This window comes from Escherichia ruysiae, from assembly GCF_031323975.1.
GTDB lineage: Bacteria > Pseudomonadota > Gammaproteobacteria > Enterobacterales > Enterobacteriaceae > Escherichia > Escherichia ruysiae.
On record NZ_JAVIWS010000001.1, the window covers coordinates 1,840,934 to 1,864,696 of the forward strand.

24 protein-coding genes are annotated in these 23,763 nt (G+C 51.2%); 6 read left to right on the plus strand and 18 right to left on the minus strand.

Annotated features, from left to right (window positions below; translation table 11 throughout):
- Positions 1–198: 198 nt before the first annotated feature.
- The 4 genes from RGV86_RS09050 to spt are packed head-to-tail and all read left to right on the plus strand — an operon-like array spanning position 199 to position 4,283.
- Positions 199–1,920 carry a fatty acyl-AMP ligase gene (locus RGV86_RS09050; RefSeq protein ID WP_213056809.1) on the plus strand — a complete coding sequence of 574 codons (1,722 nt, stop codon included), beginning with the start codon at positions 199–201 and terminating at the stop codon, positions 1,918–1,920.
- Entirely contained in the window at positions 1,917–2,831 is a 915-nt protein-coding gene (locus RGV86_RS09055; RefSeq protein WP_085461179.1) for an NAD-dependent epimerase/dehydratase family protein, read from the plus strand. Before RGV86_RS09050 ends, RGV86_RS09055 begins: the two co-directional genes overlap by 4 nt.
- A gap of 31 nt (positions 2,832–2,862) precedes the next feature.
- Positions 2,863–3,111 (plus strand): acyl carrier protein, encoded by a 249-nt coding sequence (locus tag RGV86_RS09060; RefSeq protein ID WP_000248097.1) that lies wholly within the window; start codon positions 2,863–2,865, stop codon positions 3,109–3,111.
- A complete protein-coding gene (gene spt, locus RGV86_RS09065; protein WP_000524983.1) occupies positions 3,111–4,283 on the plus strand; it encodes a serine palmitoyltransferase in 1,173 nt (390 codons plus the stop codon). The genes RGV86_RS09060 and spt overlap by 1 nt, the downstream gene beginning before the upstream one ends.
- 34 nt (positions 4,284–4,317) lie before the next feature.
- On the opposite strand, the gene lptG is transcribed toward spt, so the two are convergent.
- Genes lptG through RGV86_RS09100 form a run of 7 tightly spaced genes read right to left on the minus strand, consistent with a single transcriptional unit; the run spans position 4,318 to position 10,784 of the window.
- Positions 4,318–5,397: an LPS export ABC transporter permease LptG gene (lptG, locus tag RGV86_RS09070; RefSeq protein ID WP_137598335.1), complete on the minus strand. Its 1,080-nt coding sequence runs from the start codon at positions 5,395–5,397 to the stop codon at positions 4,318–4,320.
- Complete coding sequence (gene lptF, locus RGV86_RS09075; protein WP_085461181.1) at positions 5,394–6,464, minus strand: LPS export ABC transporter permease LptF; 1,071 nt, start codon at positions 6,462–6,464, stop codon at positions 5,394–5,396. The genes lptG and lptF overlap by 4 nt, the downstream gene beginning before the upstream one ends.
- Positions 6,465–6,494: 30 nt before the next feature.
- Positions 6,495–7,052, minus strand: a complete 558-nt coding sequence (locus RGV86_RS09080; protein ID WP_137598336.1) for a YtfJ family protein — start codon at positions 7,050–7,052, stop codon at positions 6,495–6,497.
- Positions 7,052–7,888, minus strand: coding sequence for a hypothetical protein (locus tag RGV86_RS09085; protein WP_085461183.1), 837 nt, complete (start codon positions 7,886–7,888; stop codon positions 7,052–7,054). The genes RGV86_RS09080 and RGV86_RS09085 overlap by 1 nt, the downstream gene beginning before the upstream one ends.
- On the minus strand, positions 7,888–9,237 hold the full coding sequence (locus RGV86_RS09090) for a lipopolysaccharide biosynthesis protein (protein ID WP_032226271.1): 1,350 nt from the start codon (positions 9,235–9,237) through the stop codon (positions 7,888–7,890). The genes RGV86_RS09085 and RGV86_RS09090 overlap by 1 nt, the downstream gene beginning before the upstream one ends.
- A gap of 44 nt (positions 9,238–9,281) precedes the next feature.
- Positions 9,282–10,040: a nucleoside/nucleotide kinase family protein gene (locus RGV86_RS09095; RefSeq protein WP_085461184.1), complete on the minus strand. Its 759-nt coding sequence runs from the start codon at positions 10,038–10,040 to the stop codon at positions 9,282–9,284.
- Positions 10,041–10,070: 30 nt separating this feature from the next.
- Positions 10,071–10,784 carry a dTMP kinase gene (locus tag RGV86_RS09100; protein ID WP_085461185.1) on the minus strand — a complete coding sequence of 238 codons (714 nt, stop codon included), beginning with the start codon at positions 10,782–10,784 and terminating at the stop codon, positions 10,071–10,073.
- 173 nt (positions 10,785–10,957) lie between these two features.
- Between RGV86_RS09100 and RGV86_RS09105 the strand changes: the two genes are divergently transcribed.
- Positions 10,958–11,650, plus strand: a complete 693-nt coding sequence (locus RGV86_RS09105) for a dTMP kinase (protein WP_001190761.1) — start codon at positions 10,958–10,960, stop codon at positions 11,648–11,650.
- A 48-nt stretch (positions 11,651–11,698) separates the two neighbouring features.
- On the opposite strand, the gene pitB is transcribed toward RGV86_RS09105, so the two are convergent.
- Complete coding sequence (pitB, locus tag RGV86_RS09110) at positions 11,699–13,198, minus strand: inorganic phosphate transporter PitB (RefSeq protein ID WP_000933309.1); 1,500 nt, start codon at positions 13,196–13,198, stop codon at positions 11,699–11,701.
- A 290-nt stretch (positions 13,199–13,488) separates the two neighbouring features.
- Entirely contained in the window at positions 13,489–15,348 is a 1,860-nt protein-coding gene (gene gss / locus RGV86_RS09115) for a bifunctional glutathionylspermidine amidase/synthase (protein ID WP_010347796.1), read from the minus strand.
- 204 nt (positions 15,349–15,552) lie between these two features.
- Here gss and yghU point away from each other — a divergent pair, with 204 nt between their 5' ends.
- Positions 15,553–16,419 carry a glutathione-dependent disulfide-bond oxidoreductase gene (gene yghU, locus RGV86_RS09120; RefSeq protein WP_000131798.1) on the plus strand — a complete coding sequence of 289 codons (867 nt, stop codon included), beginning with the start codon at positions 15,553–15,555 and terminating at the stop codon, positions 16,417–16,419.
- Positions 16,420–16,551: 132 nt separating this feature from the next.
- Here yghU and hybG read toward each other — a convergent pair whose 3' ends face one another.
- From hybG to yghW, 9 genes are all read right to left on the minus strand, one after another.
- Positions 16,552–16,800: a hydrogenase maturation factor HybG gene (gene hybG, locus RGV86_RS09125; RefSeq protein WP_000334896.1), complete on the minus strand. Its 249-nt coding sequence runs from the start codon at positions 16,798–16,800 to the stop codon at positions 16,552–16,554.
- A 128-nt stretch (positions 16,801–16,928) separates the two neighbouring features.
- A complete protein-coding gene (gene hypA, locus RGV86_RS09130; RefSeq protein WP_000544957.1) occupies positions 16,929–17,270 on the minus strand; it encodes a hydrogenase maturation nickel metallochaperone HypA in 342 nt (113 codons plus the stop codon).
- A complete protein-coding gene (hybE, locus tag RGV86_RS09135) occupies positions 17,263–17,751 on the minus strand; it encodes a hydrogenase-2 assembly chaperone (protein WP_000134014.1) in 489 nt (162 codons plus the stop codon). The genes hypA and hybE overlap by 8 nt, the downstream gene beginning before the upstream one ends.
- The gene (locus RGV86_RS09140) at positions 17,744–18,238 is read right to left on the minus strand and encodes a HyaD/HybD family hydrogenase maturation endopeptidase (RefSeq protein ID WP_085461187.1); all 495 of its coding nucleotides are present in this window, start codon (positions 18,236–18,238) and stop codon (positions 17,744–17,746) included. The genes hybE and RGV86_RS09140 overlap by 8 nt, the downstream gene beginning before the upstream one ends.
- Positions 18,238–19,941: a hydrogenase 2 large subunit gene (gene hybC, locus RGV86_RS09145; protein ID WP_085461188.1), complete on the minus strand. Its 1,704-nt coding sequence runs from the start codon at positions 19,939–19,941 to the stop codon at positions 18,238–18,240. The genes RGV86_RS09140 and hybC overlap by 1 nt, the downstream gene beginning before the upstream one ends.
- Complete coding sequence (gene hybB, locus RGV86_RS09150; protein ID WP_000017694.1) at positions 19,938–21,116, minus strand: Ni/Fe-hydrogenase cytochrome b subunit; 1,179 nt, start codon at positions 21,114–21,116, stop codon at positions 19,938–19,940. The genes hybC and hybB overlap by 4 nt, the downstream gene beginning before the upstream one ends.
- A complete protein-coding gene (gene hybA / locus RGV86_RS09155; protein ID WP_085461189.1) occupies positions 21,106–22,092 on the minus strand; it encodes a hydrogenase 2 operon protein HybA in 987 nt (328 codons plus the stop codon). Before hybA ends, hybB begins: the two co-directional genes overlap by 11 nt.
- 3 nt (positions 22,093–22,095) lie before the next feature.
- Positions 22,096–23,214: a hydrogenase 2 small subunit gene (hybO, locus tag RGV86_RS09160; RefSeq protein WP_000145410.1), complete on the minus strand. Its 1,119-nt coding sequence runs from the start codon at positions 23,212–23,214 to the stop codon at positions 22,096–22,098.
- A 188-nt stretch (positions 23,215–23,402) separates the two neighbouring features.
- On the minus strand, positions 23,403–23,690 hold the full coding sequence (yghW, locus tag RGV86_RS09165) for a DUF2623 family protein YghW (RefSeq protein WP_001059138.1): 288 nt from the start codon (positions 23,688–23,690) through the stop codon (positions 23,403–23,405).
- Positions 23,691–23,763 lie beyond the last annotated feature (73 nt).

A 23,763-nucleotide genomic window follows, 5' to 3' on the forward strand; every position in this document is an offset into this window, starting at 1 on the left:
CGGCCAGACAGGCCATTTGCTTAATATATTCACAAATCAAATATTATTCACAATAAAAACAAAAAAGTTAAAATCATTATTTAAATCAATGTTCAATATCGCACCCGTGAAAATACTATCTCATTTATCTTTTATGCATATATAATCCACCGCATTATTGTCATTTTATTTTTGATATCCAATTTTCTCGTGGTGTATATGTCTAATAAAATTTTTACGTATTCCCTGCCTATGCGCTATGCCGATTTTCCAACGCTGGTTGATGCTTTGGATTATGCCGCTCTGGGCCGCGCCGGAATGAACTTTTATGACAGACGTTGCCAGCTTGAAGATGAACTGGAATATCACAATTTAAAAGCACATGCCGAAGCAGGCGCAAAGCGGTTGTTATCGCTGAACCTGAAAAAAGGCGATCGCGTGGCGCTGATTGCCGAAACCAGTAGCGGGTTTGTCGAAGCATTTTTTGCCTGCCAGTATGCCGGGTTAGTCGCCGTCCCGTTGGCGATTCCGATGGGGGTCGGTCAGCGAGATTCCTGGAGCGCCAAATTGCAGGGCTTACTGGCAAGCTGTCAGCCTGCCGCGATTATCACCGGCGATGAGTGGTTACCGTTAGTCAATGCCGCGACGCATGACAACCCTGAGTTGCATGTGTTAAGCCATGCCTGGTTTAAATCCTTGCCGGAAGCCGACGTTACGCTCCAGCATCCCGTTCCAGACGATATCGCCTACCTCCAGTACACCTCCGGCAGCACCCGTTTTCCTCGTGGCGTCATCATTACTCATCGCGAAGTGATGGCCAATCTACGTGCTATCAGCCACGATGGCATTAAATTACGCCCTGGCGACCGCTGCGTCTCCTGGCTGCCTTTCTACCATGATATGGGACTGGTCGGCTTTCTCCTGACCCCCGTCGCCACGCAGCTTTCAGTGGATTACTTGCGCACTCAGGATTTCGCCATGCGCCCGCTGCAATGGCTTAAATTGATCAGCAAAAATCGCGGCACCGTTTCCGTTGCGCCACCGTTTGGCTATGAACTGTGCCAGCGCCGTGTGAATGAAAAAGATCTCGCTGAACTGGATCTCTCCTGCTGGCGCGTCGCCGGTATTGGCGCTGAGCCAATCTCCGCAGAGCAACTCCATCAATTTGCTGAATGTTTCCGTCAGGCTAACTTTGACGATAAAACTTTCATGCCATGCTACGGGCTGGCAGAGAACGCGCTTGCCGTCAGTTTTTCTGACGAAACCTCCGGCGTTGTAGTTAACGAAGTGGATCGCGACATCCTCGAATATCAGGGTAAAGCTGTTACGCCGGGTGCTGAAACACGCGCCGTATCGACTTTCGTCAACTGCGGTAAAGCATTGCCGGAACATGGCATTGAAATCCGCAATGAATCAGGTATGCCGGTTGCGGAACGTGTGGTAGGCCATATTTGCATCTCCGGCCCCAGCCTGATGAGCGGTTACTTTGGCGACCAGGTTTCGCAAGACGAGATTGCCGCGACGGGCTGGTTAGATACCGGCGACCTCGGCTATCTGCTGAACGGTTATTTGTATGTCACCGGGCGCATTAAAGATCTGATTATTATTCGTGGCCGCAATATCTGGCCGCAGGATATTGAGTACCTGGCGGAGCAGGAGCCGGAAATCCACTCTGGCGATGCCATTGCGTTTGTTACCGCCCAGGAAAAAATCATTTTGCAGATCCAGTGTCGGATTAGTGACGAAGAACGTCGCAGGCAGCTTATCCACTCGCTGGCGGCGCGGATACAAAGCGAGTTTGGCGTGACAGCGGCTATCGATCTGTTACCGCCCCACAGTATTCCCCGCACGTCTTCCGGCAAACCCGCCCGCGCGGAAGCGAAAAAACGTTATCAGAAGGCCGTCGCCGCTAATCCCCCAGTGCAGGAATCTCTCGTATGAGCCAAACAGTCGCGGTGACGGGTGCTACCGGGTTTATTGGTAAATATATTATCGATAACCTGCTCGTTCGCGGCTTTCATGTTCGCGCGTTGACGCGTACTGCCCGCGCTCACGTCAGCGATAACCTCATCTGGGTGCGTGGTTCGCTGGAAGACACGCATTCGCTTAGCGAGCTGGTTGCCGGAGCCAGCGCGGTGGTCCATTGCGCCGGGCAAGTGCGCGGACACAAAGAAGAGATTTTTACCCGCTGTAACGTTGACGGCAGCCTGCGCCTGATGCAAGCGGCAAAAGAGAGCGGCTTTTGCCAACGTTTTCTGTTTATCTCTTCGCTGGCGGCGCGCCATCCTGAACTCTCCTGGTATGCAAAATCCAAACACGTCGCCGAACAACGGCTTATCGCAATGGCTGACGAAATAATGCTGGGAATTTTTCGTCCGACAGCAGTCTATGGCCCCGGCGATAAAGAGCTAAAACCGCTGTTTGACTGGATGCTGCGCGGCCTGCTGCCACGACTTGGTGCGCCAGATACACAACTCTCTTTCCTGCACGTTACCGATTTCGCGCAAGCTGTAGGCCAGTGGTTAAGCGCCGAAACTGTACCAACGCAAACGTATGAGTTATGCGATGGCGTCCCCGGCGGCTATGACTGGCAACGCGTACAACAGCTCGCCGCCGTTGCCCGTCGCGGTTCCGTGCGGATGGTCGGCATTCCTCTACCGTTGCTCACCTGCCTTGCGGATATCAGCACAACATTAAGTCGTCTGTCTGGTAAAGAGCCAATGCTGACGCGCTCAAAAATTCGTGAATTAACCCATGCCGACTGGTCGGCAAGTAATAACCGTATTTCTGAAGATATTAACTGGTTTCCCGGGATTAGCCTGGAACACGCATTACGCAACGGGCTATTTTGATTGTCTTGTTTAAAGGTGTGTTAACGTTTCTATGGTAAATCGTGAAATAGTAATGGATTACATCCTTTCCTGTTTACAGGATTTGGTCGAAAACGGTGTGGAAATTAAGCCCGACAGCGATCTCGTCAACGATCTTGGCCTGGAGTCGATCAAGGTGATGGATCTCTTAATGATGCTGGAAGACAGATTCGATATTTCCATTCCTATTAATATTCTGCTGGATGTCAAAACCCCTGCGCAATTAATGGAAACACTACTTCCATGGCTGGAGAATAAATAATGGGGCTATACGATAAATATGCGCGTCTTGCTGGCGAGCGACTGCAATTTAGTGATAACGGTTTAACACCGTTTGGCACCTGTATTGATGAAGTCTATTCCGCCACCGAAGGGCGTATCGGCAATAAAAAAGTGATCCTGGCCGGAACCAATAATTATCTCGGTTTAACCTTCAATAACGAGGCCATCGCCGAAGGTCAGGCAGCGTTAGCGGCACAAGGCACCGGCACCACCGGTTCTCGTATGGCTAATGGCAGCTATGCGCCACATCTGGCGTTAGAAAAAGAGATTGCCGAGTTTTTCAATCGCCCTACTGCTATTGTTTTTTCAACCGGTTATACCGCCAATTTAGGCGTCATCAGCGCACTTGCCGACCATAACGCCGTAGTGTTGCTGGATGCCGACAGCCACGCCAGTATTTATGATGCCTGCTCTCTCGGCGGCGCGGAAATTATTCGTTTTCGCCATAACGACGCCAACGATCTGGAACGTCGCATGATTCGCCTCGGCGAACGGGCGAAAGAGGCGATTATCATCGTTGAGGGCATCTACAGTATGCTCGGCGACGTTGCACCGCTGGCGGAAATTGTTGATATCAAACGTCGTCTCGGCGGTTATTTGATTGTCGATGAAGCTCATTCGTTTGGCGTGTTAGGCGCAACGGGGCGCGGGCTGGTTGAGGCCGTTGGCGTTGAGGACGATGTTGATATTATCGTTGGCACCTTCAGTAAGAGTCTGGCCTCTATCGGCGGTTTTGCTGTCGGTTCGGAAGCGATGGAAGTGCTGCGCTACGGCAGCCGCCCGTATATTTTTACCGCCTCTCCTTCTCCGTCCTGCATTGCGACCGTGCGCTCGTCGTTAAGAACCATTGCCACACAACCAGAGTTGCGGCAAAAATTGATGGATAACGCCAACCATCTGTATGACGGTCTGCAAAAATTGGGTTACGAGCTAAGCTCGCATATTAGCCCGGTAGTGCCAGTGATAATCGGTTCGAAAGAGGAAGGGCTGCGCATCTGGCGCGAGCTTATTTCGCTGGGCGTATATGTGAATCTTATCCTGCCACCTGCCGCGCCGGCAGGCATTACGCTGCTGCGCTGTAGCGTAAATGCTGCGCACAGTCGCGAACAAATTGATGCCATCATTCAGGCGTTCGCCACGCTGAAACAGTAATGTTAACCCGTCGTGGTATTACGCCACGGCGGGTTTAGTGTTGACTGTCATACCAATACACCAGGCTCAACGCCACCAGCACAAATGCGATTGGTAAACCTAGCGCAGTAACGGGGGCGCTCAACGCAAATAACAATCCCAGGTTGACTATGATTTGATAGCTAATCCAGGTAAGCAAGCCAACGATGACGCCCACAGCAAGACGGCTGCCCATCCCCGGTGAGCGCGGGGCGCTAAAGGTAAACGGCACAGCCAGTAAAATCATCGACAGAGTTAAGATGGGGTGTCCCAGCTTTTCCCACAGTGCCAGACGATATTCACTGCTCGGTTGCCCGGTTGCCTGCAAATAATGGATGTAATGGTTGAGCTGGCGGACAGAAAAGCTATTACCCGGCATCGATAACTCTTCGAGATTCATACTGGTGAATGCCGATTGCCACGGCAGATTATCTAATGTTTCCAGCGTTTCTTTGCCGTTAAGCCATTTTTTATGATTCACACCGTGCAGGAGCCATGTTTTATCGTCTTCGATGGTGGCGCTGCGCGCGTAAATGTAAGATTCGAGTGACAGATCGTCGCGGTAATGAAATATCTCCACACCTACCGGCTGGCCCTGTTCATTCAGCGATTTCACCGTCACAAATTCATTGTCACGTCTGGCCCACAACATGTTGCCGGTGATGTCATCGTCTACCCCTAACGCGGTGGAGGTCGATTTGATTTGCATCGCCTGTTGCTGCAATGGCGACGCTACCCACTCATCAATCGCGCCTAACGAGACTGTCCACAGCATTCCGGCGACCAGCGCCACCAGCGCGATACGGAAAATGGAAAATCCCGTGCTGCGAATGGCGGTAAGTTCACTGTTTTTCGATAACTGCCCGAGACCGACAATCCCCCCTAATAACGCGATAAACGGCGCAAGATCGACCAGTGTGCGCGGCAGGGTCATCACCACCACCAGCACCGCCTGAGTCCAGCGATAACCGCCAGGGCTGACATCATCCAGCTCGTTAATCAGGTTGAAGGTGGTAAAAAGCGGTAGCAGTAGCCCTGCGGCAGCGGCAAAACCGAGAAACAGGTGACGGATTAAATAGCGACTGAAGACATTCATCGGGAAAATTTCTGCAGCAAAGAGAAGTCGCGTGCGACCAGCACTAACAAACCAGTCAACATCAGTCCAGGCACTAACCACAAACCAGGGATAACAGGAATTGCACCGTTTGCCACCAGAGTGCGGCAAACATCTCCGCCATAAAAAATGGCAATAAACAGTAACGTTAAAGGCAATAAGGTAGAAAATCGCCCCTGCCGTGGTTTTACCCGACTTAAAGAGATAGCCATCAATGCCATTAACAACGCAGTCACGCCACGGCTTTGTCGCCATTGCAATTCGGCATGATCGGCAGGAAAGACAGAATGCGCCAGCTCCGTGACCGACTTCGCTTTGCGTTTGACGTTAGGGCTTTGATCCAGCGGATTCAGATATAATTGTAGATTGCGGTAGATCTGTTCGTTGTCGTCATTGCCCTGATGATCGAGAAGATAGGCTGTGCCGTTATGCAACATGACGGTCGGTTTGTCCGGAGAGGGATCGATAACATCAACGGAGCGGGCACGAAAAATGCGGGTTCGATTGGCTGTAGAAGTGTATATCAGCGCGTCAGTCAGGCGATTATTGTCTTGATCAACCGTCTGCGAGAGGATCATCCGCCCATTATCGTTAGTATTAAATTTCTTTGCCCGTAGCTGGCGGACATCCAACTCCGACTGCGACTGTTGCTCCAGTTGATAAATCTGCGCATAAGCCCACGGCCGACCATACATCGACAAAACGGTGACAAAAATACTTAACGGTATTGCAAGGTAAAGAACAGCTTTATACAAACGCGCCGGGCTGCCTCCCGCCGCAGAAATTGCGGTAATTTCTGAGTCGGTATACATCTGCCCAAGCGTCACGCCAACCGACACATACAGGCCAACCGGTAACAACATCTCCAGTGCAATCAGCACCTTGTAGAAAACGATATCCAGCACAACGTTGAGAGCTAAAGTGCCATTTGCCGCTTCGGTCAGATAACGCTGGGCGGAATAGCTGGCGAAAATAAAGATCAGAAAACCGACGATAATCAGCACCAGACGGCGCGTACCGCGCATGATGTAATGTTCAACCAGCTTCATCTCACTAACGCCCTCAATCCTTTGAGTTTTTTATTCATTGATCAGCTTCTGCGCCAGCGCAATAACATGATCTACCTCTTCCGGCGTCAGGCTGCCGTCCTTTGCCCACTGAATTTGCCCGGCTTTATTCAATACCAGAATGGTTGAACTCTGCTCCGGTAATAGCCAGGCAACGCGTCCCAGACCATTGCCGTCAATAACGAATTGCGCCCATGGATAGCGGCGTTTATTTTTCTCGATTTTACCGCTCACAAAATAGCCTGTACCAAAGATAGCATCATCGGTATTCACAATGGTGGTGGGCTGAAAACGATCCTGCGGAAAGTTCGCCACTTCTACTGCTTTGATTAACAGTGAGTTCTTTTTCTTTGCCGACTTGCGCCCGGCGATATACTGGATAATGCGGACTTTTCCCTTCAGTTGCGTACTGTTCCACTTTTGGTAGTAAATTTCGTCGTTATCAAGCAGTAGCTCGCCGCCTTCCTGGATATAAACAGGCGTAACCTGCTTCCCATTGATGAAATTATGCGCCGCCGTGCCTGGTGCTAAGAGTGCGATAATCAGAGCGACAATCCGACGAGATGGCATTATTGCTCCGGATATAGCGGAAAACGCGAGATAAGCAGCTCTAAACGCTGGCGAATATCGCTATCCAGCGCCACCGGTGCGTCATATGACCGGCGGTTTTCCATATCATCCGCCACCATGTCGTCGTGCTTATCCCCCATCAGACCATTAATGGCAGCGAGGAAGCGGGAAATCTGTAACGCCTCTTTATTTTCAGGATCAAGCGATCTTAGGGTGTCGTAATAAGAAACCTGCTGACTGATGATTTTTCGCACATCATGAAATTCCCTGCCGGTTAGTCGCGGTTTGGCAATAATCTCTTTCAGGATATGCATTTGCTTTTGCCGATAGGCAATAAAACCATTCACGCTTTCTAACTGGCTATGGCGTAATGACCAGTTCACTAACGACCAGACCGGAGAGCTTAAATAAATCCGTAACAGGTTACCGTAATACGACACGATATTTTTCTTACCGTTACGAAAACCATCCTGAAAATGGCCCAGACATACCGTCGTTTTGTCGAATAAAAATCCGGCCTGATGCTTCTTTAAATACAACCGTTGAGCAAAACGTAAATGCTTATAGCGCGCTCGCATGTATTTAAATTGTTTGCGCTCGTCAGCCGTAAGTCCCTCGCCTTTGGCTTGTTTATGGATTAAACGCAGCAACTCCTTATGATCAACGCCATTTAGCCAGAATTGCAGGCATAACGCGTAATTATCATGGATGATTTCGGCGGTACAACCCAGGGCGATTGTCGGCGGCAAACTGACCTGCGCGTCAACAACATCATCTTCCTCAATCGCAACAAATAAACGCTCGCTCGCCTCAAGCGGGAAATATTTTCTCATCATCAGGATTTCTCTCCGGCTGCGTTATAAAGCAATGAATGGCGCTGAAAGAACGCCTTTAAGGTCGGAATTAGTGAGAGCGCCACGTCCAGACATTGACCGCCGAAATAAGCAAACGCTGCTCCCAGCACGCCAAACAGATGACAAAACATGAACAGCAAAACGATGTAGCCGATTGAAGCGATGGTTTGCGCCACGAGGAAGGCTCGCTGTTTACCCGCCATCAATAGCAATGACTCCTGCGGGAAGCCCAGCATCGAAATAACAATCGCGCCAAGCATCACCTGGATCAGGTCATATGCTTCGAGATATTTGACGCCAAATACCAGCGAAATGAGCGGTTTGCCGACGATTAGCACCGCGAGCGCCACCAGAACACCGATTCCGCCAGCCAGTAACCCTGACTTCACGCCTAACAACCACGGTCTGGTAGTGCGCGGATCTAAGCGCATTACTTCTGGATAAAAACTTTTACCCAGCAAACCCGCCGGCGTCCCGGCTGCGTCGAAGAATGTCATGGCAATTTTAAATAACCCGGCTGCGGCTGGCCCCAACACAATCCCCACCAGCACTGTGCTGCACGAGTTACGCGCCGACCAGATGGAGTGGGCAATGTTGGTTGACCAGACAAAACTCCACGCCCCTTTGATGTGTCGGGCAGACTCGAACAGATTCAATTTAAACGCGTTATGGATATTTCTGCGGCGCAATTCGCGCGCAGCAAACCACCAGTACATGGTGCCGCCAACCAGATTCGAGGCGTACCAGGCTATAACAAACCCCGCAAAACCAAAGTCAAAATACCAGGCGATTACGCTCCCCGCTGCGCGCAGAAAAGGCTTCGTCGCCTGCTGTACAGCAATCAAATCGAAGCGATCTACCGCACGCAGAATGCCGGTCGGCGTGGAGGAAGCCATTGAAGGAATGAGCGTGCAATAGAGCGCCGCCAGCCAAAAACTTTGGTCATCCAGACCTAATGAGTGAGAAAGAAATGGCAGTAAGGCAATGCCGCCGACAATCGCCACCGCGCCGCTGACGATATCCAGCGAAAAGGAAAACGAGACGACATTGCGAAATTGTTGGGGATTATTGTTGGTTAAGGCTGGCGTTCCGTACTGCACTACCAACTGCCATGTCTGAAACTTAATAAAATCGCTGATCGACTTGGCATACGATTGCACAATCACCAGTACGCCAAACATCGCTGGCGTCATCCCTTTACCAGCGCACGAGAGCGCCAGTAAACCCAGCAAGGCGCTCACGACATTGCTGGAGCCTAACCAGGCGCTATTGCGAATAATGGTGCGAAAGGCTCCATCTGCAAACCAATGTTTGATGTTAAAACCCGCCAATTCAGCCAGACCTTATCGTTGATAATGAAAAATAGCCACCAGCCTTAAGTTAAACTTCGGCGGTCAGAAACGATGGCAACCAGAGAAACCGCTTTCTGCGCCTGTTCCAGCACGTCGCGGTAGGGCGCTCTGGAATCAATCTCAAGAATTTTTGTGCCGTTATAGCCAATCTTCGACATGACGCCGATTTTGTCCTGCAACTCGGCATAGTCGTGATCTGGCTTGCGGGAGATGGCGGTATCAATATCAATGCCCAGACGAATAATTAATTCAGGACGATATTGCGCCATTTGTTGATATAAGCGCCGCTCGCGCTGTGCCAGAAACATGTTGATTTTGCCGCTGGCACGTTCGACGCCAATCCCCGGTCCGTCATAATAAAAACCGGAAATTTCAGCCTGCGGAAAGCGATCGCTGACCACCAGAACGCCACTTTGCGCCAGCCGCTGAACCTTGCGCAGATTCGTCATTCTTCGCAGCGAGAAGCAATACATAATCAACGCCGCCCATAGCGCCGGAGATTTGGTTTTCATGCTTTGGGTTTTCGAGGATTTGGCCGCCAGACGCCGTTCCAGCCAGACGCCAACGAGCGGCAAGCGTTTAATTTTGTCGCCGTCTTCGCCGGATAGCAGCCCCAGATAGCGCCGCTCAGTTTGCCAGTGTTGTTGCAGCGATTTAACCAGATCGGTGGTCAGCGTAGATTTACCGGTGCCATCGCACCCAACCACCGCAATCAGCCCCGGAATATAGTTGGTCTGCGGTGCGGTTGTACTATTAACAGTTTGTGTTTGTAGTGCATCCATTCGTAAATCATCCCCTATCCATTTTGGTGATCAGGAAAGTGCGGCGTGAATCGCGCATAATGAGGCTTGCAGGATTTCATCAGCAGGTTGTCGCCCGTCCAGTTCCAGTATCTTTGCGCCATTGAACGTCAGTTGTGGCGTAACGGCGATTTTTTCCTGTAACGCCGCCAGTTGATGATCGGGTTTGCGGGAAAATGCCGTCTGTTCATCAATAGCAAGACGAATCAATAACACAGGCAAATAAGATGCCATCCACTGGTATAGTTTCAGCTCGCGTTGCCTTAACATTTTTATCCAGCCGTTACCGCCAGAGGTTTTTGCCAGTTGCGGACCATCAAAGCGAAAACCTGGCACTTCGACCTGTGGGTAACGGTCGGTAATCAACAGATAGCCCTGCTGGCTTTTACGCAACATTTTGCGAAACTTGTAGGCTCGCCAGCAGGAAAGCAAATAAATAACCAGTGCGGTAATATTGCCAGGCGGCGTTGACGGCTTTTCATGCACATGTGCCGCTTTACCCCGCAGATAACCCCCAAAAGGTGCACCAATAATGGGGAGCTGTGATATCCATTCGCCAATTCTCCCGGAAGACTGCCCGAGATAAATGTGTTCTGTTGGCATTTTTGTTGCCAGTTCATTCACCAGACTTGCTGTGAGAGTCGATTTACCTGAACCATCACACCCCACAATGGCAATAACACGCACTGGCGTGGAATTAATTATTGACATATTACGTTGATTCACGAAAAACCCGGCAGCAAATAATGTATTGAATATTACGTGGTCCGTGCTCAGAATATCTGCTCAATCTTATTGTGACAATGGTTAATTGTGGTATTGACCTGAATTACACTTTCATAAAAACATATTAATCAAATAAATATTTTGGGTGGATATTTAAATTTAAGGATATATTCATGCAGTCAATAACCCCTCCATTAATTGCCGTTATTGGTAGCGATGGTTCAGGCAAGTCAACGGTGTGTGAACATCTTATTACCGTTGTCGAAAAATATGGTGCCGCCGAAAGAGTTCATCTTGGAAAACAGGCAGGGAATGTCGGACGCGCGGTGACAAAACTACCGTTGATGGGAAAATCCCTGCATAAAACCATTGAAAAAAATGAAGTGAAAACGGCAAAAAAATTACCGGGGCCGGTTCCGGCGCTGGTAATTACGGCGTTTGTTGCCCGTCGCTTACTGCGCTTTCGTCATATGCTCGCCTGTCGTCGTCGCGGGTTAATTGTTTTAACCGACCGTTTTCCGCAGAACCAAATTCCTGGCGCTTACGATGGTACGGTGTTTCCACCTAACGTTAAAGGCGGTCGTTTTGTCTCATGGCTGGCAAGCCAGGAACGTAAAGCGTTTCACTGGATGGCAAGTCATAAGCCTGATTTGGTTATCAAACTCAATGTTGACCTTGAAGTTGCCTGCGCGCGTAAACCCGACCATAAACGGGAATCGCTGGCAAGGAAGATTGCCATAACGCCACAGTTAACCTTTGGCGGTGCACAACTGGTTGATATCGATGCCAACCAGCCGCTGGAACAGGTACTGGTTGACGCAGAAAAAGCAATTACGGATTTTATGACAGCACGGGGTTATCACTAATCAGAGATGAAAATGCCCGATCGCCAGTACCGGGCATTTTCAGGAAGGTTAAATTAACTGCAATGCTATCCAGTACAAACTACCAGACAGAAAAATCGCCGCCGGTAAGGTAAACACCCACGCCATCAGGATGCTGGTTACCGTTTTACGCTGTAAGCCTCCACCATCCACGACCATCGTCCCTGCTACCGCCGAAGAAAGTACGTGTGTTGTGGAAACTGGCATCCCAATATAACTGGCAAGGCCAATAGATACCGCCGCCGTCATCTGCGCCGCCATGCCTTGCGCATACGTCATGCCACGCTTACCAATCTTCTCACCGATGGTCATCGCCACACGACGCCAGCCAATCATGGTGCCAATACCCAGCGCCAGTGCCACCGCCATAATGATCCACACCGGAGCGTATTCAATGGTACTTAACATATCGCTGCGCAGTTTTTTCAGCAGGTTCTGGTCTTCTTTACTGACGCCTGGCAGTTTCGCCAGCTTAGCGGAAGTATCAGAGATGCAAAGCATAATGCGGCGCAGCTGACTGCGCTGAGTCACGTTTAACGGCTCATAGCTTTCCATATTACCCGGCAACATCGTTTTAACGCGCGCGATGGCATCAAAGGTATTTGCCGGATGACAGTGAAACTCCGTCACTTGTGTGCCATCCGTCTGAGTCGCAGGCAGCGGGGGTTCCATCGTAATCAATTTCTGCGGCAATTCAGGATGCTGTTGCAGATAATGTTCAAAGTTAGTGACAGCATCGCGGGTACGGGTAATTTCATAGCCGGAGGCGTTCATATTGACGACAAACCCGGCGGGCGCAATTCCCACCAGCACCAGCATCACCAGACCGATCCCTTTTTGTCCATCGTTCGCACCATGCGAAAACGCCACGCCCGCAGCGGAAACAATCAGTGCAATACGCGTCCAGAATGGCGGTTTACGTTTGCCTTTTTTCTTTTTGCGATCTTCAGGAATGCGGTGAATACGGTCACGCTTTTTCGTGCCGCTCCAGAAGCGACGCAGCAGGAAAATCAGTCCTCCCGCAATCACCAGCCCCACAATTGGGGAGACAATCAGTGAGGAGAAAATCTTGGTCACTTCACGCAGATTTAACGCGTCCATCACCGATGAGCCGGTTAACATCGCATTAGTTAAACCGATGCCGATAATCGCGCCAATTAAAGTATGCGAACTGGAGGCCGGTAAACCAAAAAACCACGTTCCCAGATTCCAGATAATCGCCGCCAGCAGCATGGAAAAGACCATCGCCAGACCGTGGGTTGACCCCATATTCAGCAGCAAATCGGTTGGCAACATATGGACGATGGCATAGGCGACGCTAAGTCCGCCAAGCAATACGCCAAAAAAGTTAAAAAATGCCGCCATCACCACAGCAAGTTGTGGTTGCATGGCTCGGGTATAAATAACGGTTGCCACCGCATTTGCCGTGTCATGAAAACCATTGATTGCTTCGTAGAACAACACAAATGCCAGAGCAAGTAATAACAAAAGCCCCGTATATATATCAAGGCCAACAAATAAATTTAGCATATATTAGATTACGCCATTTTGAATTTACGAACGGAGGCATTATCAGTGACTTTCACGGCGCGGGCAAAGTGAAATATCATTTTTAACGATAAAAAGAGTGTTATTTCTTGTGTATCAGACAATAAGCATTCATTCAAAATTATTAGATATAATTAATACACAGACATTTCGTCAGTCCATATATTCATGCGTGAAATGAATAAATAATAAAATATATAAACATTAAATATTTTGATTAATCCCCGTACTGATTACTCTTTATAATCAGTACGAGGTTGCTACAACATGTATTACTCTTTCACCACAATTAACGGTTCAATATCACTCTCTTTTTTGATGACCAGTGATTCATCGCCGCGCAAGCAAGTCCCGCCATAGTTGCCGCCAACGGTGAAGGTACATACCTGGATGTATTTACCGTCCACTTTCGGCAAGCACCACAACTGTTGATAGATGTTTTTCTGCTCGGCAAATTTACCGCTGGTCTGATCAAGCACCTCTTCATGATGGCTGACGAGGTCAATATTGCTGCCACAGCGACCGGCAATCGGCTTCACGGCATAACCGGTTTTCACCAGTTCATCATTAACAGTGAAATCAGTATCCAGCAGATAGCGATGGTGCGGGAACAGCGACCAGAGGATCGGCAGAATCGCTTTGTTGCCGGGGATCACCGTCCACAGCGGCTCAAAGACCAGCACTTCCGGGCGCAGCAATACGTCGATTAGACGTACTTCATTTTGCGGATGCCCGGTACGAATCGGCACCGCAGCAAACTCACGGTCGCTGACTTCACGAATCTGATCAAACGCGGTTTCCCACGCCCAGGTTTTCCATACGCAGTTAACCAGTCGCCCTTCCCCATCAATCAGTTGCCCGGCAGCATCCCAGCCCAGTTCATCCAGCCCGCGCAAGATACGCGTTTCAAAGCCCGCCTGTTGCAGCGCCTGCTCCATAAACTGCGCGTGATAGTTCTCCTCGATATCTTTGTCCTGCATGATATGGACAAATGGACGTGCACGACTGTGTTTCCATGCGCCTGCCAGTTCGTTAATCAGCCCTTCCGCCGGATTGAAGCCGTTGCCTTTATAGCCTTGCTCCGTCCAACGTTCGAGGATCAAGCCCGCTTCAGTATGACAAGAGGCGGAATCGGCATTGTATTCGTAGACCTTCAGGCCACGCTCATCCATACAGAAATCCATGCGACCAGTGATCATATGGTGCCGGCGACGCTGCCAGGAGAGGCGCAAACGCGGCCAGAGGATTTTTGGAATATCGAACAATGCCAGCAGGTTGTCATCTTTCAGCACCTTATCGGTAGCGTGAAGATACATCAGGTGCAGCTCGTTGGTAGCTTTAATCAACTCCTGCTCGGCACTCTCGGTAATGGTGTAATAATGATATGGATCCTGATTGATCACCTGACCGTTGGCCTGCACATAGGCGTTTTGCAGCGGATCTTTTTCATCCAGCCATTTACCGTCAAACTGGCCTTTGTTTTCCAGGCGCGCTCCGCTGATTTTCAGCAGCTCGCCTGCAATTTCCGGCTGCGGTAAGCTGTATTCAGTATCTTCCGTCTGGATCATCCAGCCCAGAATGGTGGTGTCATCAAACGTGTCTTTGAGGGTATAGCAGCCGTTTTCGACCACCATCTCCAGTTCGCGTGTCCACTGCTGCCCTTGCGGCAACGGGGAATGAATCACGTTTTGTTCAGCAATGCGAACTTTGTTGCCATGCAATTGGGTAATGATGGCGACATGGCCGGTGTCTTTAAATTCTCCGCCTTTATCCCAGATAAGAAGCGCACCCGCGACTGGCGCACGCGGCGAACCGTTAGGAAATGCCTGCAACGGCAGGATGTTGTCGTTAACCACTTCACGCAGAAAGCGCAGCGAGAAAATCTCCCACGCCATACCCACGTCTGTGAAGACCACACCGTAATTCAGAAAGAGAAAACGGCGAGCAAATTCAACGCATTGCCATTTGTGGCCCATATATTCGTCGTCGATATAGCTACGGAATACGGCGTCATCTTCGTATTCCTGCGGATCGAGAGAACTGTAATCTGAAGAGTAGATTGCTACACCACCTGGGGCGTAGCCCAATAATGTCCCGAACGGGGCATCCTGGCTGGTCGTTCCTTTGCTCATCACTTTACCTTTAACAATACAACCTAAGCAGTTGGCGTAATTGTTGTGCTCTGATTACCTGCTCAGCGACATTAACCGGACAGAGGTCTGACTTATCATACACCTCAACGCAGCGGCTGGCGCAAAGGGTTAAAAAATTCACAATCTGTATAGCAATCGAACTGCTACACTGCTTCAACACTACCACTCAGAAGGCAATTCAGTATGACAGACAATACTTATCAGCCCGCGAAAGTCTGGACGTGGGATAAATCTGCTGGCGGCGCATTCGCCAATATCAATCGCCCGGTTTCTGGCCCGACGCATGAAAAAACGCTGCCGGTTGGCAAGCACCCGTTACAGCTCTATTCTCTGGGCACGCCAAACGGTCAGAAAGTAACGATTATGCTTGAGGAGCTGCTGGCGCTGGGCGTTACTGGTGCAGAGTACGACGCCTGGCTGATTCGCATTGGCGATGGCGATCAATTCTCCAGCGGCTTTGTGGAAGTGAATCCGAACTCGAAGATCCCCGCGCTGCGCGATCATACGCATAATCCGCCAATCCGCGTGTTTGAGTCTGGTTCGATCCTGCTTTATCTGGCAGAGAAATTTGGCTACTTCTTGCCGCAGGATTTGGCAAAACGGACGGAAACACTGAACTGGTTGTTCTGGTTACAGGGCGCTGCGCCGTTCCTCGGCGGTGGTTTTGGTCACTTTTACCATTACGCGCCGGTGAAAATTGAGTACGCCATCAACCGCTTTACCATGGAAGCCAAGCGCCTGCTCGACGTGCTTGATAAGCAACTGGCGCAGCATAAGTTTGTTGCGGGCGATGAGTACACCATTGCTGATATGGCAATCTGGCCGTGGTTTGGCAACGTGGTGTTAGGCGGCGTATATGATGCCGCAGAGTTTCTTGATGCGGGCAGTTATAAGCACGTGCAACGCTGGGCGAAAGAAGTGGGCGAACGTCCGGCGGTGAAGCGTGGGCGTATTGTTAACCGCACCAACGGACCGCTGAACGAGCAGTTGCATGAGCGCCATGACGCCAGTGATTTTGAGACGAATACGGAAGATAAGCGTCAGGGGTAAGGGTTGGTGTTCGTCGCAGCAAGCCATAAAGGCCGATGTAGACCGGATAAGGCGTTTACGCCGCATCCGGCAATCGAGCACAATGCCTGATGCGACGCTGCCGCGTCTTATCAGGCCTACGAAAGCTAATTTTCACGCGCTGGTAATGTCGTAATCCATTTGGCGCAGTGCGTCTAATGTGGCTTTGGCTTCGTCTTCGTCGATGATACTCATGGCAAATCCGACGTGCACCAGTACCCACTGGCCCAGCAGATCGGCAGGGTTACCTTCGCAAATCAGCGCGATATTCACGTCGCGCTTGATACCACATACTTCAACCTGCGCAAGCTGGTGAATATCTTCACCGACAGCCAGCACCTGGCCTGGAACGCCAATACACATTGTTAACTCCGGTTATTTCGATTGCAGACAAACGCGAAAAAAACCTTTGGGTGTTTCCCCTCACCTTACCCCTCTCCCCGGAGGGGCGAGGGAACCGTCCGTGCGCTTTTCAGGCATTGTCCGCAGTCTTATTCAACTTCAATACTTTTGACGATCAGCGAATCGCCGGTATCGACACGCAACCGCTCGCCATGACAGAGCGGGCACTGCGCATCGTGCTGATGAATCTCCACTACCTGGCTGCAATCCCAACACCAGGCCTGGGCGGGTTTATAGACGATATGTAAATCGCACCCTTGCGCCACCGTTCCCTGGCAGACAATTTCAAAACTAAAACGGACGGCGCTCTCCTCAACGCAGGAGAGCGCGCCAATTTCCAGCCACACGGCGGTGACGCGCTTAACATCGTGCTGCTCCGCCTGCCGTTGGATAATCTCAACGGCGCTCTGGCAAAGCGACAACTCATGCATTTTCGCCACTCCTGCGACCAAACAGCAGGGCGCGACGCCCTGCGTGTGGTACATCCGGATTGGTGACCGGCAGCGAAAGGATCATTCGCGCACAGTCATCCGTCAGGCGTTGACCCTCTTCAATCGACATGCTGTGCGAAAGCGGCGACATCAGCGAGCAGGAGAGGTATTGCGAAACACCGTCCAGTTCACCAACGGTAAAGGTCATAGTGCCATACGGCAGTTGCAGACCGATTTTTTCACTCACTTTGCGCAGCGGCCAGAGTTGATCCGGGCCGGGGAAGATAACTGCACTCAGCATCCACGGGGTGATCACACACCCCGTCCACTGACCTTCGAACAGCGTAAAGTCGGAAACATACACCGGCATTGAAGGATGCAGAAAAGAAAGATCGTGCATCGAACGCCGGGCAATTTCTTCAAACGCTGCCTGTACTTGCGCCTTAGGGGAGGTCTGGAAACCTGCTATCTCTTCAGTCATGAGCAGCCTCCCGTGGGATAGCTTCCACGCCTGATTCGCGCAACGCAGCCAGAACCTGCTCAAGCGCAGGTTCAATCATCGCTTCTACCGTCGGCGTCAAGCCGATGTGCGGCTCCAGTGATTCCGGGATCACGCCGACCAGCGTCAGCTTTTTCGGAAACTCGCCGGTGAAGCGCAGGGCCGACAATACGTCGGCCAGGCCAAGCTGATGCGGAGAGATTTTGTTAGTAAACAACGCCGGAACTTCTTCATCCCGCAGGATCATCATCGTTCCCGGCTCGTTCTTTTTCGACACAACGGCATCCGCAATGATCAGATGATCGCGATTTGCCATGTCGCCAAGCAGCTCCATTCCCGCCGTGCCGCCATCGAGGATTTCAACATAATCCGGCAGAATGTATCGTTGCTCTAACGCTTCGACAATCCGCACACCGATGGCTTCATCGGTCAGCAAAATATTGCCGACCCCTAAGACTAAAATACGCATTACAGAACCTTCACTGAAACCACTTCGTTGCCGTCGGCATCCACTACGTGTACCGCGCAGGCCATGCACGGGTCGAAGGAGTGAATGGTACGCACCACTTCCAGCGGTTTATTCGGATCAGCAACCGGCGTGCCTACCAGCGACTGTTCGTAAGGGCCGACGTCATCATTGAAGTTACGCGGGCCAGAGTTCCAGGTTGACGGAACAACTGCCTGATAGTTGCTGATGATACCGTCTTTGATCACCATCCAGTGAGAGAGCATACCGCGCGGTGCTTCAAGGAAGCCAACGCCTTTGAACTCACCCGTTGCCGGAATGTTCGGCTTCACGAACGTGGTGTGGTCGCCTTTGCCGATATTGGTGATCAGTGCACTGTATTGATTTTGCAGGATATCCTGCAATTCGCAGCAGTGAACAGTACGACCAATAATACGCCCCAGCGTGGAGTGCAGTTGCGCCACTTCCAGCGTGTTGCCAGTCAGTTTCTGATAAATTGCAACGATTTCATTCAGTTTGTTCTGGGTAGACTCGCGTCCTGCCGCCAGTTTCACCAGCATGTTCGCCAGCGGACCCACTTCTACCGTTTTGCCGTAGAAAGTCGGTGATTTCACCCACGAGTATTTACCGTCGTCAGACCAGCCATCATAAGCAGGAATGGTTGTGCCTTCCCACGGTGCCTGCGGTGCTTCGTCTTTATACCAGGAGTGCTTCGCGCTTTCCTGAATCCCTTTGATCAGGTATTCATCGGAATGGGAAGTGATCGGACGATACGAGGACAGATCCGCATTCTCAATGTAGCCGCCCGGGAACAGGAAGCTGCCATTTTTGCTGTCGGTCGGGAATTCCGGCACACTCAGGTAGTTCACTGCACCTTTACCGCGCGTCAGCCATTCAGGGTAGAACGCGGCGATAACTGCGGTATCAACCTTGTAAACCTGCTCAACAAAGTCGCTCAGCTTGTCGATGAAAGACTTGATGTACATCAGGCGCTCAAGGTTCAGCACGCCCAGACCGTCGAGGTTGATTGGGTTAGCGACCCCACCTACCGCCAGGTTCTGAATGTGCGGCGTTTTACCGCCCAGCAGAGCCACGACGCGGTTAGCGTCACGCTGGCACTCCAGCGCCTGCAGGTAGTGAGCTACCGCAATCAGGTTCACTTCCGGCGGCAGTTTCATCGCCGGGTGACCCCAGTAGCCGTTGGCGAAAATACCCAACTGACCGCTGGCAACCAGCTCTTTGATCTTGTTCTGAACTTTGGTGAACTCTTCCGGACTGTTCAGATGCCAGGTCGAAACGCCTTTCAGCATTTCGGAGGCTTTGGTTGGGTCAGCTTGCAGTGCAGAAGTGATGTCCACCCAGTCCAGCGCCGAAAGCTGATAGAAATGAACGATATGGTCATGCGTGGTGTGCGCAGCCAGAATGATGTTACGGATGTATTGCGCGTTAACCGGAACGTCGATATTCAGCGCACTCTCTGCCGCACGAACGGAAGACAGCGCGTGAGTGGTAGTACATACGCCACAGATACGTTGCACAATCATCCATGCATCGCGCGGATCGCGGTTTTTCACGATCTCTTCCATGCCGCGCCACATGGTTCCGGAAGCCCATGCTTTCGAAACGACGCCATTTTCGATTTCGCAATCGATGCGTAAATGCCCTTCAATACGGGTTACCGGATCAATAGTAATTCTCTGGCTCATGCTTTGCTCGCCTCATGACGATTATGATCGTTTTGTTTTAAAGGAGGAAGTATCGGCAGTAGACGAATGAGTACGATGTAAGCGCAAATCTCAATAGCCACAAAACCAATAGAAATCAACAGTTCTTCCCAGGTCGGGAAGTAGGCGTAACCGCCGCCTGGGTTAAATGCCACCAGCGAATAGGTCAGACGCCAGGTTGCACAACCTAACAGCGCGCTCAGTGCTGACAGGAACAGCATACGGGAATCATTGCGCAGCTTCGCCACACGCAGAACGACCAGCGGGAAGAGCATCAGCAGGACTTCAATCCAGAACATCACGGAGTAGAAGTCACCGGCAAACGCTAAGGACAGCTTGTCACGATAGATTAGCTCACCAAAGCGCAGCACGATGAAAATCGCCAGCAACACACTGATGGTGTTGGTCAGCTTGACGAACAGGCTCTTCTCATCCGGACCATTGCCGCGCAGACCCGCCTGCACCAGCGAACCTTCAAAGATGACAATCGAGAAGCCCATGATGAACGCCGTCAGCAGCGAGAACAGCGGCAACATTTCATAGCTCTGCCACAGCGGATGCACCTTGTAGCCCGCCGAGATCATCAGCGACCCCATTGAAGACTGGTGCATGGTCGGCAGCAGCGCACCAAGCGCGATGATGAAGAACATCACCTTGTTCAGACGTTTGAGCGACACCTTCCAGCCCAGACGTTCAAACAGTGCCGGAGCAAACTCCAGTGCCATCACGCCGATGTAGATAGTCATACAGACCGCCGTCTCGAACAGTACCGAGTTCACGTTGAAGTGACCCGGAATGTAGAAGTACGGCAGGTTCCAGTAGCGACCCACGTCGATAGTGATCGACAAGCCACCCAGTGAGTAACCAAACAGACTCGCCAACAGCGCCGGACGCACCAGCGGATGGTATTGCCCACGGTTAAAGACGTATACCGCCCACGCCAGCGCCCAGCCGCCACAGGCAAAGCCGGTGCCGATCAGCAGGTCAAACGCGATCCACACGCCCCACGGGAAGCCGCCGTTCAGGTCGGAGACAGAGCCCAGACCGAACACCAGACGTTTCACAATCAGGAGCATACAGATGACGATTAACGGTCCAAAAATCATGACCGGTTTACTGATGATTTTGCCGCCCAGCGGTTGTGGATCATGACTCATGATCGTCTCCTCCGTCGTGATGGTCGTTTTTGGTGTTGCGACGAACCAGCACGGTTAAGCCCGCCAGCACAGCCAGTGGTAGCATCATGCCTTTATACAGGGTGTGTTGAATATTTTCGGAACGCGCACCGGTAGAAAGATCGTCCAGCTTCGGTAGGTCGAGATTTTCATAAGGAACACCCGTCAGTACCAGAACCTGAGTACCGCCGCCCTCTTTCTCGCCGTACAGATGCGGATAATATTTCGGCACCATGTGCAGGTAAGTGTCGCCAGATTTCAGCGTCTGACGCGGATAGTGGTATTCGCTGCCTGGCTTCAGTGCCAGACGTTTTTTCGCCTCAGCCATCAGCTCTTCACGAGTACCAAAAATCACCGCGCCCGCCGGGCACACTTCTACGCAGCCAGGCAGACCGCCTTTATCGAGACGTTCCACACCTTTCTGGTTGCACAGCTCGCACTTATGCAGCGCACCAAACGGGTTGTTGTAGTCGTACTTCGGCACGTTGTACGGGCAGGCAACCATGCAGTAACGGCAGCCGGTGCACACGTCTTTGTCGTAATGGACAATGCCGGTTTTCGGATCTTTTTTCAGCGCGGAGACCGGGCACACAGAGACACAGTTCGGATCGACGCAATGCATACACTGTTTCTTAATGTACGCGTAGCCGTTCTCTTCCTGGTCTTTGTTGACCCCCGTGCCGCTGGTCCACACCTGAATGATGTTATTGGTGTATGGCGACAGTTTGTCGTTGTTCGACCAGGTCTGTTCCCCTTGTGGGTTACGTTCAGGGAAGTTGATATCCTGACACTTGGTGACGCAAGCCTGGCAGCCTACGCACAAGGTCGAGTCATACAACATACCCAGCGATCCCGGAATTGGCGGGCGGTTTTCAGCAGCCGCATGGCTGACCGACGGCAACGCGCCCGTCAGCAATGCCCCGCAGGAGGCTGCTTTAATAAAATTACGTCTGTTCACGGTTTATTCTCCCCGTGAGTCAGCGTTATCTTTCTTTTGCTGACGACCCAGTTCACGCACCGCCATCACGCTGACACCGGCAACCAGCCCAACCACGCCGCCAAGCAAACCGATAGCGCCCGCAGAGACGTTGCCGCCTTCTTTAGCATTCACGTCCGGTTTTTGTGAGCGTGGCGTCTGATTTTCGACGTTGGCAAGCTGATGGATGCCTTTATGGAAGCCGATACCTTCTTCGTTACAGCCATAGCACGGGTGACCAATCGCCACCGGCCACACGCCGCCAACGTCGCAGAATTGCAGCGTTGAGCAGTTGCCGTAAGTTTCAGGGCCTTTACAGCCAAGGTGGTACAGGCACCAGCCTTCGCGGTGGCCTTCATCACCGAACTCTTTGGCAAAACGACCAGCATCGAAGTGCGGGCGACGTTCGCAGTGTTCGTGAATCAGACGGCCATAGGCGAAGGTCGGACGATTTTTGTCATCCAGTTTCGGCGGTTTGCCGTAAGTGATGATGTGCGCAACGGTCGCAAGGAAGTTGTGCGGGTTCGGCGGACAGCCTGGAATGTTGATAACGGTTTTGCCCGGCAGAACTTCTTGCAGGCTGACCGCGCCGGTGGGGTTAACCCCAGCTGCGGCGACACCGCCCCACGCGGAGCAAGAACCGATAGCAATAATGGCTGCTGCGCCTTCTGCCGCTTTGCGGATGTGATCCACAATCGGCTCACCGGCAACCATGCAGTAAATACCGTTATCTTTTAATGGGATGGAACCATCCACAACCAACACATACTGCCCTTTATACTTCTCAAGCGCGTTATGTTTGTTCTCTTCAACCTGATGGCCGAATGCGGCGGAAAGGACTTCGTGATACTCCAGAGAGATGGTCTCCAGCACGAGGTTTTCTACCGTTGGATGCGTTGCACGAAGCAGAGATTCCGTACAACCGGTGCATTCCTGCGCGCCAATCCAGATAACCGGCGGGCGCTGCGGGTTAGTGACCGATTCGGCCATCTCTGCGGCGGCTTTGCTACTCAGCCCCATGGTGGCGGCTAATGCTGCACAAAGCTTCATGAAATCACGACGATTAATGCCGTGAGAATGGATGAGGGTGTTATCTCCAGTCATTTATAGTTATTCCGTTGCGAAGACCTGGCATATATTTTGCCTCAACCGCAAAATCAATAATGCGATCGATGCGCCATTTACCACACATTTATTATGGTTATCATTGTCATGATACTGCGGCGGGGCGCTAAAACGAAGGGAAGAAGCATTAGTGTAATTAATTAAAGCAAGATAATACGTATGTTTGATCAATTTTCGAGGCGATAACCAGCCATAAAAAATCGTAATGTAGAACAGGAATTATTCTCACGAAAGAAATCCATTACCATCTCTTTATCCAGTCCATAACGGCGCGTCAGAATACCCGCTTCCCAAGCACTGAGCTGGCGGTCACCGGTCTTTTTATACATCCGGTGCGAGTAGCCTAATACAAATCCACGCTTATAATCAGCACAGAATTTAGTCACATTAACCGCACTGTCGGCATGTGTTGCTTTTAATCCCGCCATTAAGCCTTTACCAAAATGGTTATTCATCGTTTTGCCCTTAAACGTTATATATGAACCTATATAGCGATATTTTAGGCAAAGAACGACTTTTGCGCACGCT

Excerpts from the sequence above, each read along its gene's own strand:
- hybB (WP_000017694.1), bottom strand. The coding sequence starts at position 21,116 with ATGAGTCATGATCCACAACCGCTGGGCGGCAAAATCATCAGTAAACCG.
- hypA (WP_000544957.1), bottom strand. The coding sequence starts at position 17,270 with ATGCATGAGTTGTCGCTTTGCCAGAGCGCCGTTGAGATTATCCAACGG.
- spt (WP_000524983.1), top strand. The coding sequence starts at position 3,111 with ATGGGGCTATACGATAAATATGCGCGTCTTGCTGGCGAGCGACTGCAA.
- pitB (WP_000933309.1), bottom strand. The coding sequence starts at position 13,198 with ATGCTAAATTTATTTGTTGGCCTTGATATATATACGGGGCTTTTGTTA.
- RGV86_RS09095 (WP_085461184.1), bottom strand. The coding sequence starts at position 10,040 with ATGGATGCACTACAAACACAAACTGTTAATAGTACAACCGCACCGCAG.
- hybE (WP_000134014.1), bottom strand. The coding sequence starts at position 17,751 with ATGACTGAAGAGATAGCAGGTTTCCAGACCTCCCCTAAGGCGCAAGTA.
- hybC (WP_085461188.1), bottom strand. The coding sequence starts at position 19,941 with ATGAGCCAGAGAATTACTATTGATCCGGTAACCCGTATTGAAGGGCAT.
- lptF (WP_085461181.1), bottom strand. The coding sequence starts at position 6,464 with ATGAAGCTGGTTGAACATTACATCATGCGCGGTACGCGCCGTCTGGTG.
- hybO (WP_000145410.1), bottom strand. The coding sequence starts at position 23,214 with ATGACTGGAGATAACACCCTCATCCATTCTCACGGCATTAATCGTCGT.
- RGV86_RS09055 (WP_085461179.1), top strand. The coding sequence starts at position 1,917 with ATGAGCCAAACAGTCGCGGTGACGGGTGCTACCGGGTTTATTGGTAAA.
- RGV86_RS09080 (WP_137598336.1), bottom strand. The coding sequence starts at position 7,052 with ATGCCATCTCGTCGGATTGTCGCTCTGATTATCGCACTCTTAGCACCA.
- RGV86_RS09140 (WP_085461187.1), bottom strand. The coding sequence starts at position 18,238 with ATGCGTATTTTAGTCTTAGGGGTCGGCAATATTTTGCTGACCGATGAA.
- hybG (WP_000334896.1), bottom strand. The coding sequence starts at position 16,800 with ATGTGTATTGGCGTTCCAGGCCAGGTGCTGGCTGTCGGTGAAGATATT.
- yghU (WP_000131798.1), top strand. The coding sequence starts at position 15,553 with ATGACAGACAATACTTATCAGCCCGCGAAAGTCTGGACGTGGGATAAA.
- RGV86_RS09085 (WP_085461183.1), bottom strand. The coding sequence starts at position 7,888 with ATGATGAGAAAATATTTCCCGCTTGAGGCGAGCGAGCGTTTATTTGTT.
- gss (WP_010347796.1), bottom strand. The coding sequence starts at position 15,348 with ATGAGCAAAGGAACGACCAGCCAGGATGCCCCGTTCGGGACATTATTG.
- yghW (WP_001059138.1), bottom strand. The coding sequence starts at position 23,690 with ATGAATAACCATTTTGGTAAAGGCTTAATGGCGGGATTAAAAGCAACA.
- RGV86_RS09060 (WP_000248097.1), top strand. The coding sequence starts at position 2,863 with ATGGTAAATCGTGAAATAGTAATGGATTACATCCTTTCCTGTTTACAG.
- lptG (WP_137598335.1), bottom strand. The coding sequence starts at position 5,397 with ATGAATGTCTTCAGTCGCTATTTAATCCGTCACCTGTTTCTCGGTTTT.
- RGV86_RS09050 (WP_213056809.1), top strand. The coding sequence starts at position 199 with ATGTCTAATAAAATTTTTACGTATTCCCTGCCTATGCGCTATGCCGAT.
- RGV86_RS09105 (WP_001190761.1), top strand. The coding sequence starts at position 10,958 with ATGCAGTCAATAACCCCTCCATTAATTGCCGTTATTGGTAGCGATGGT.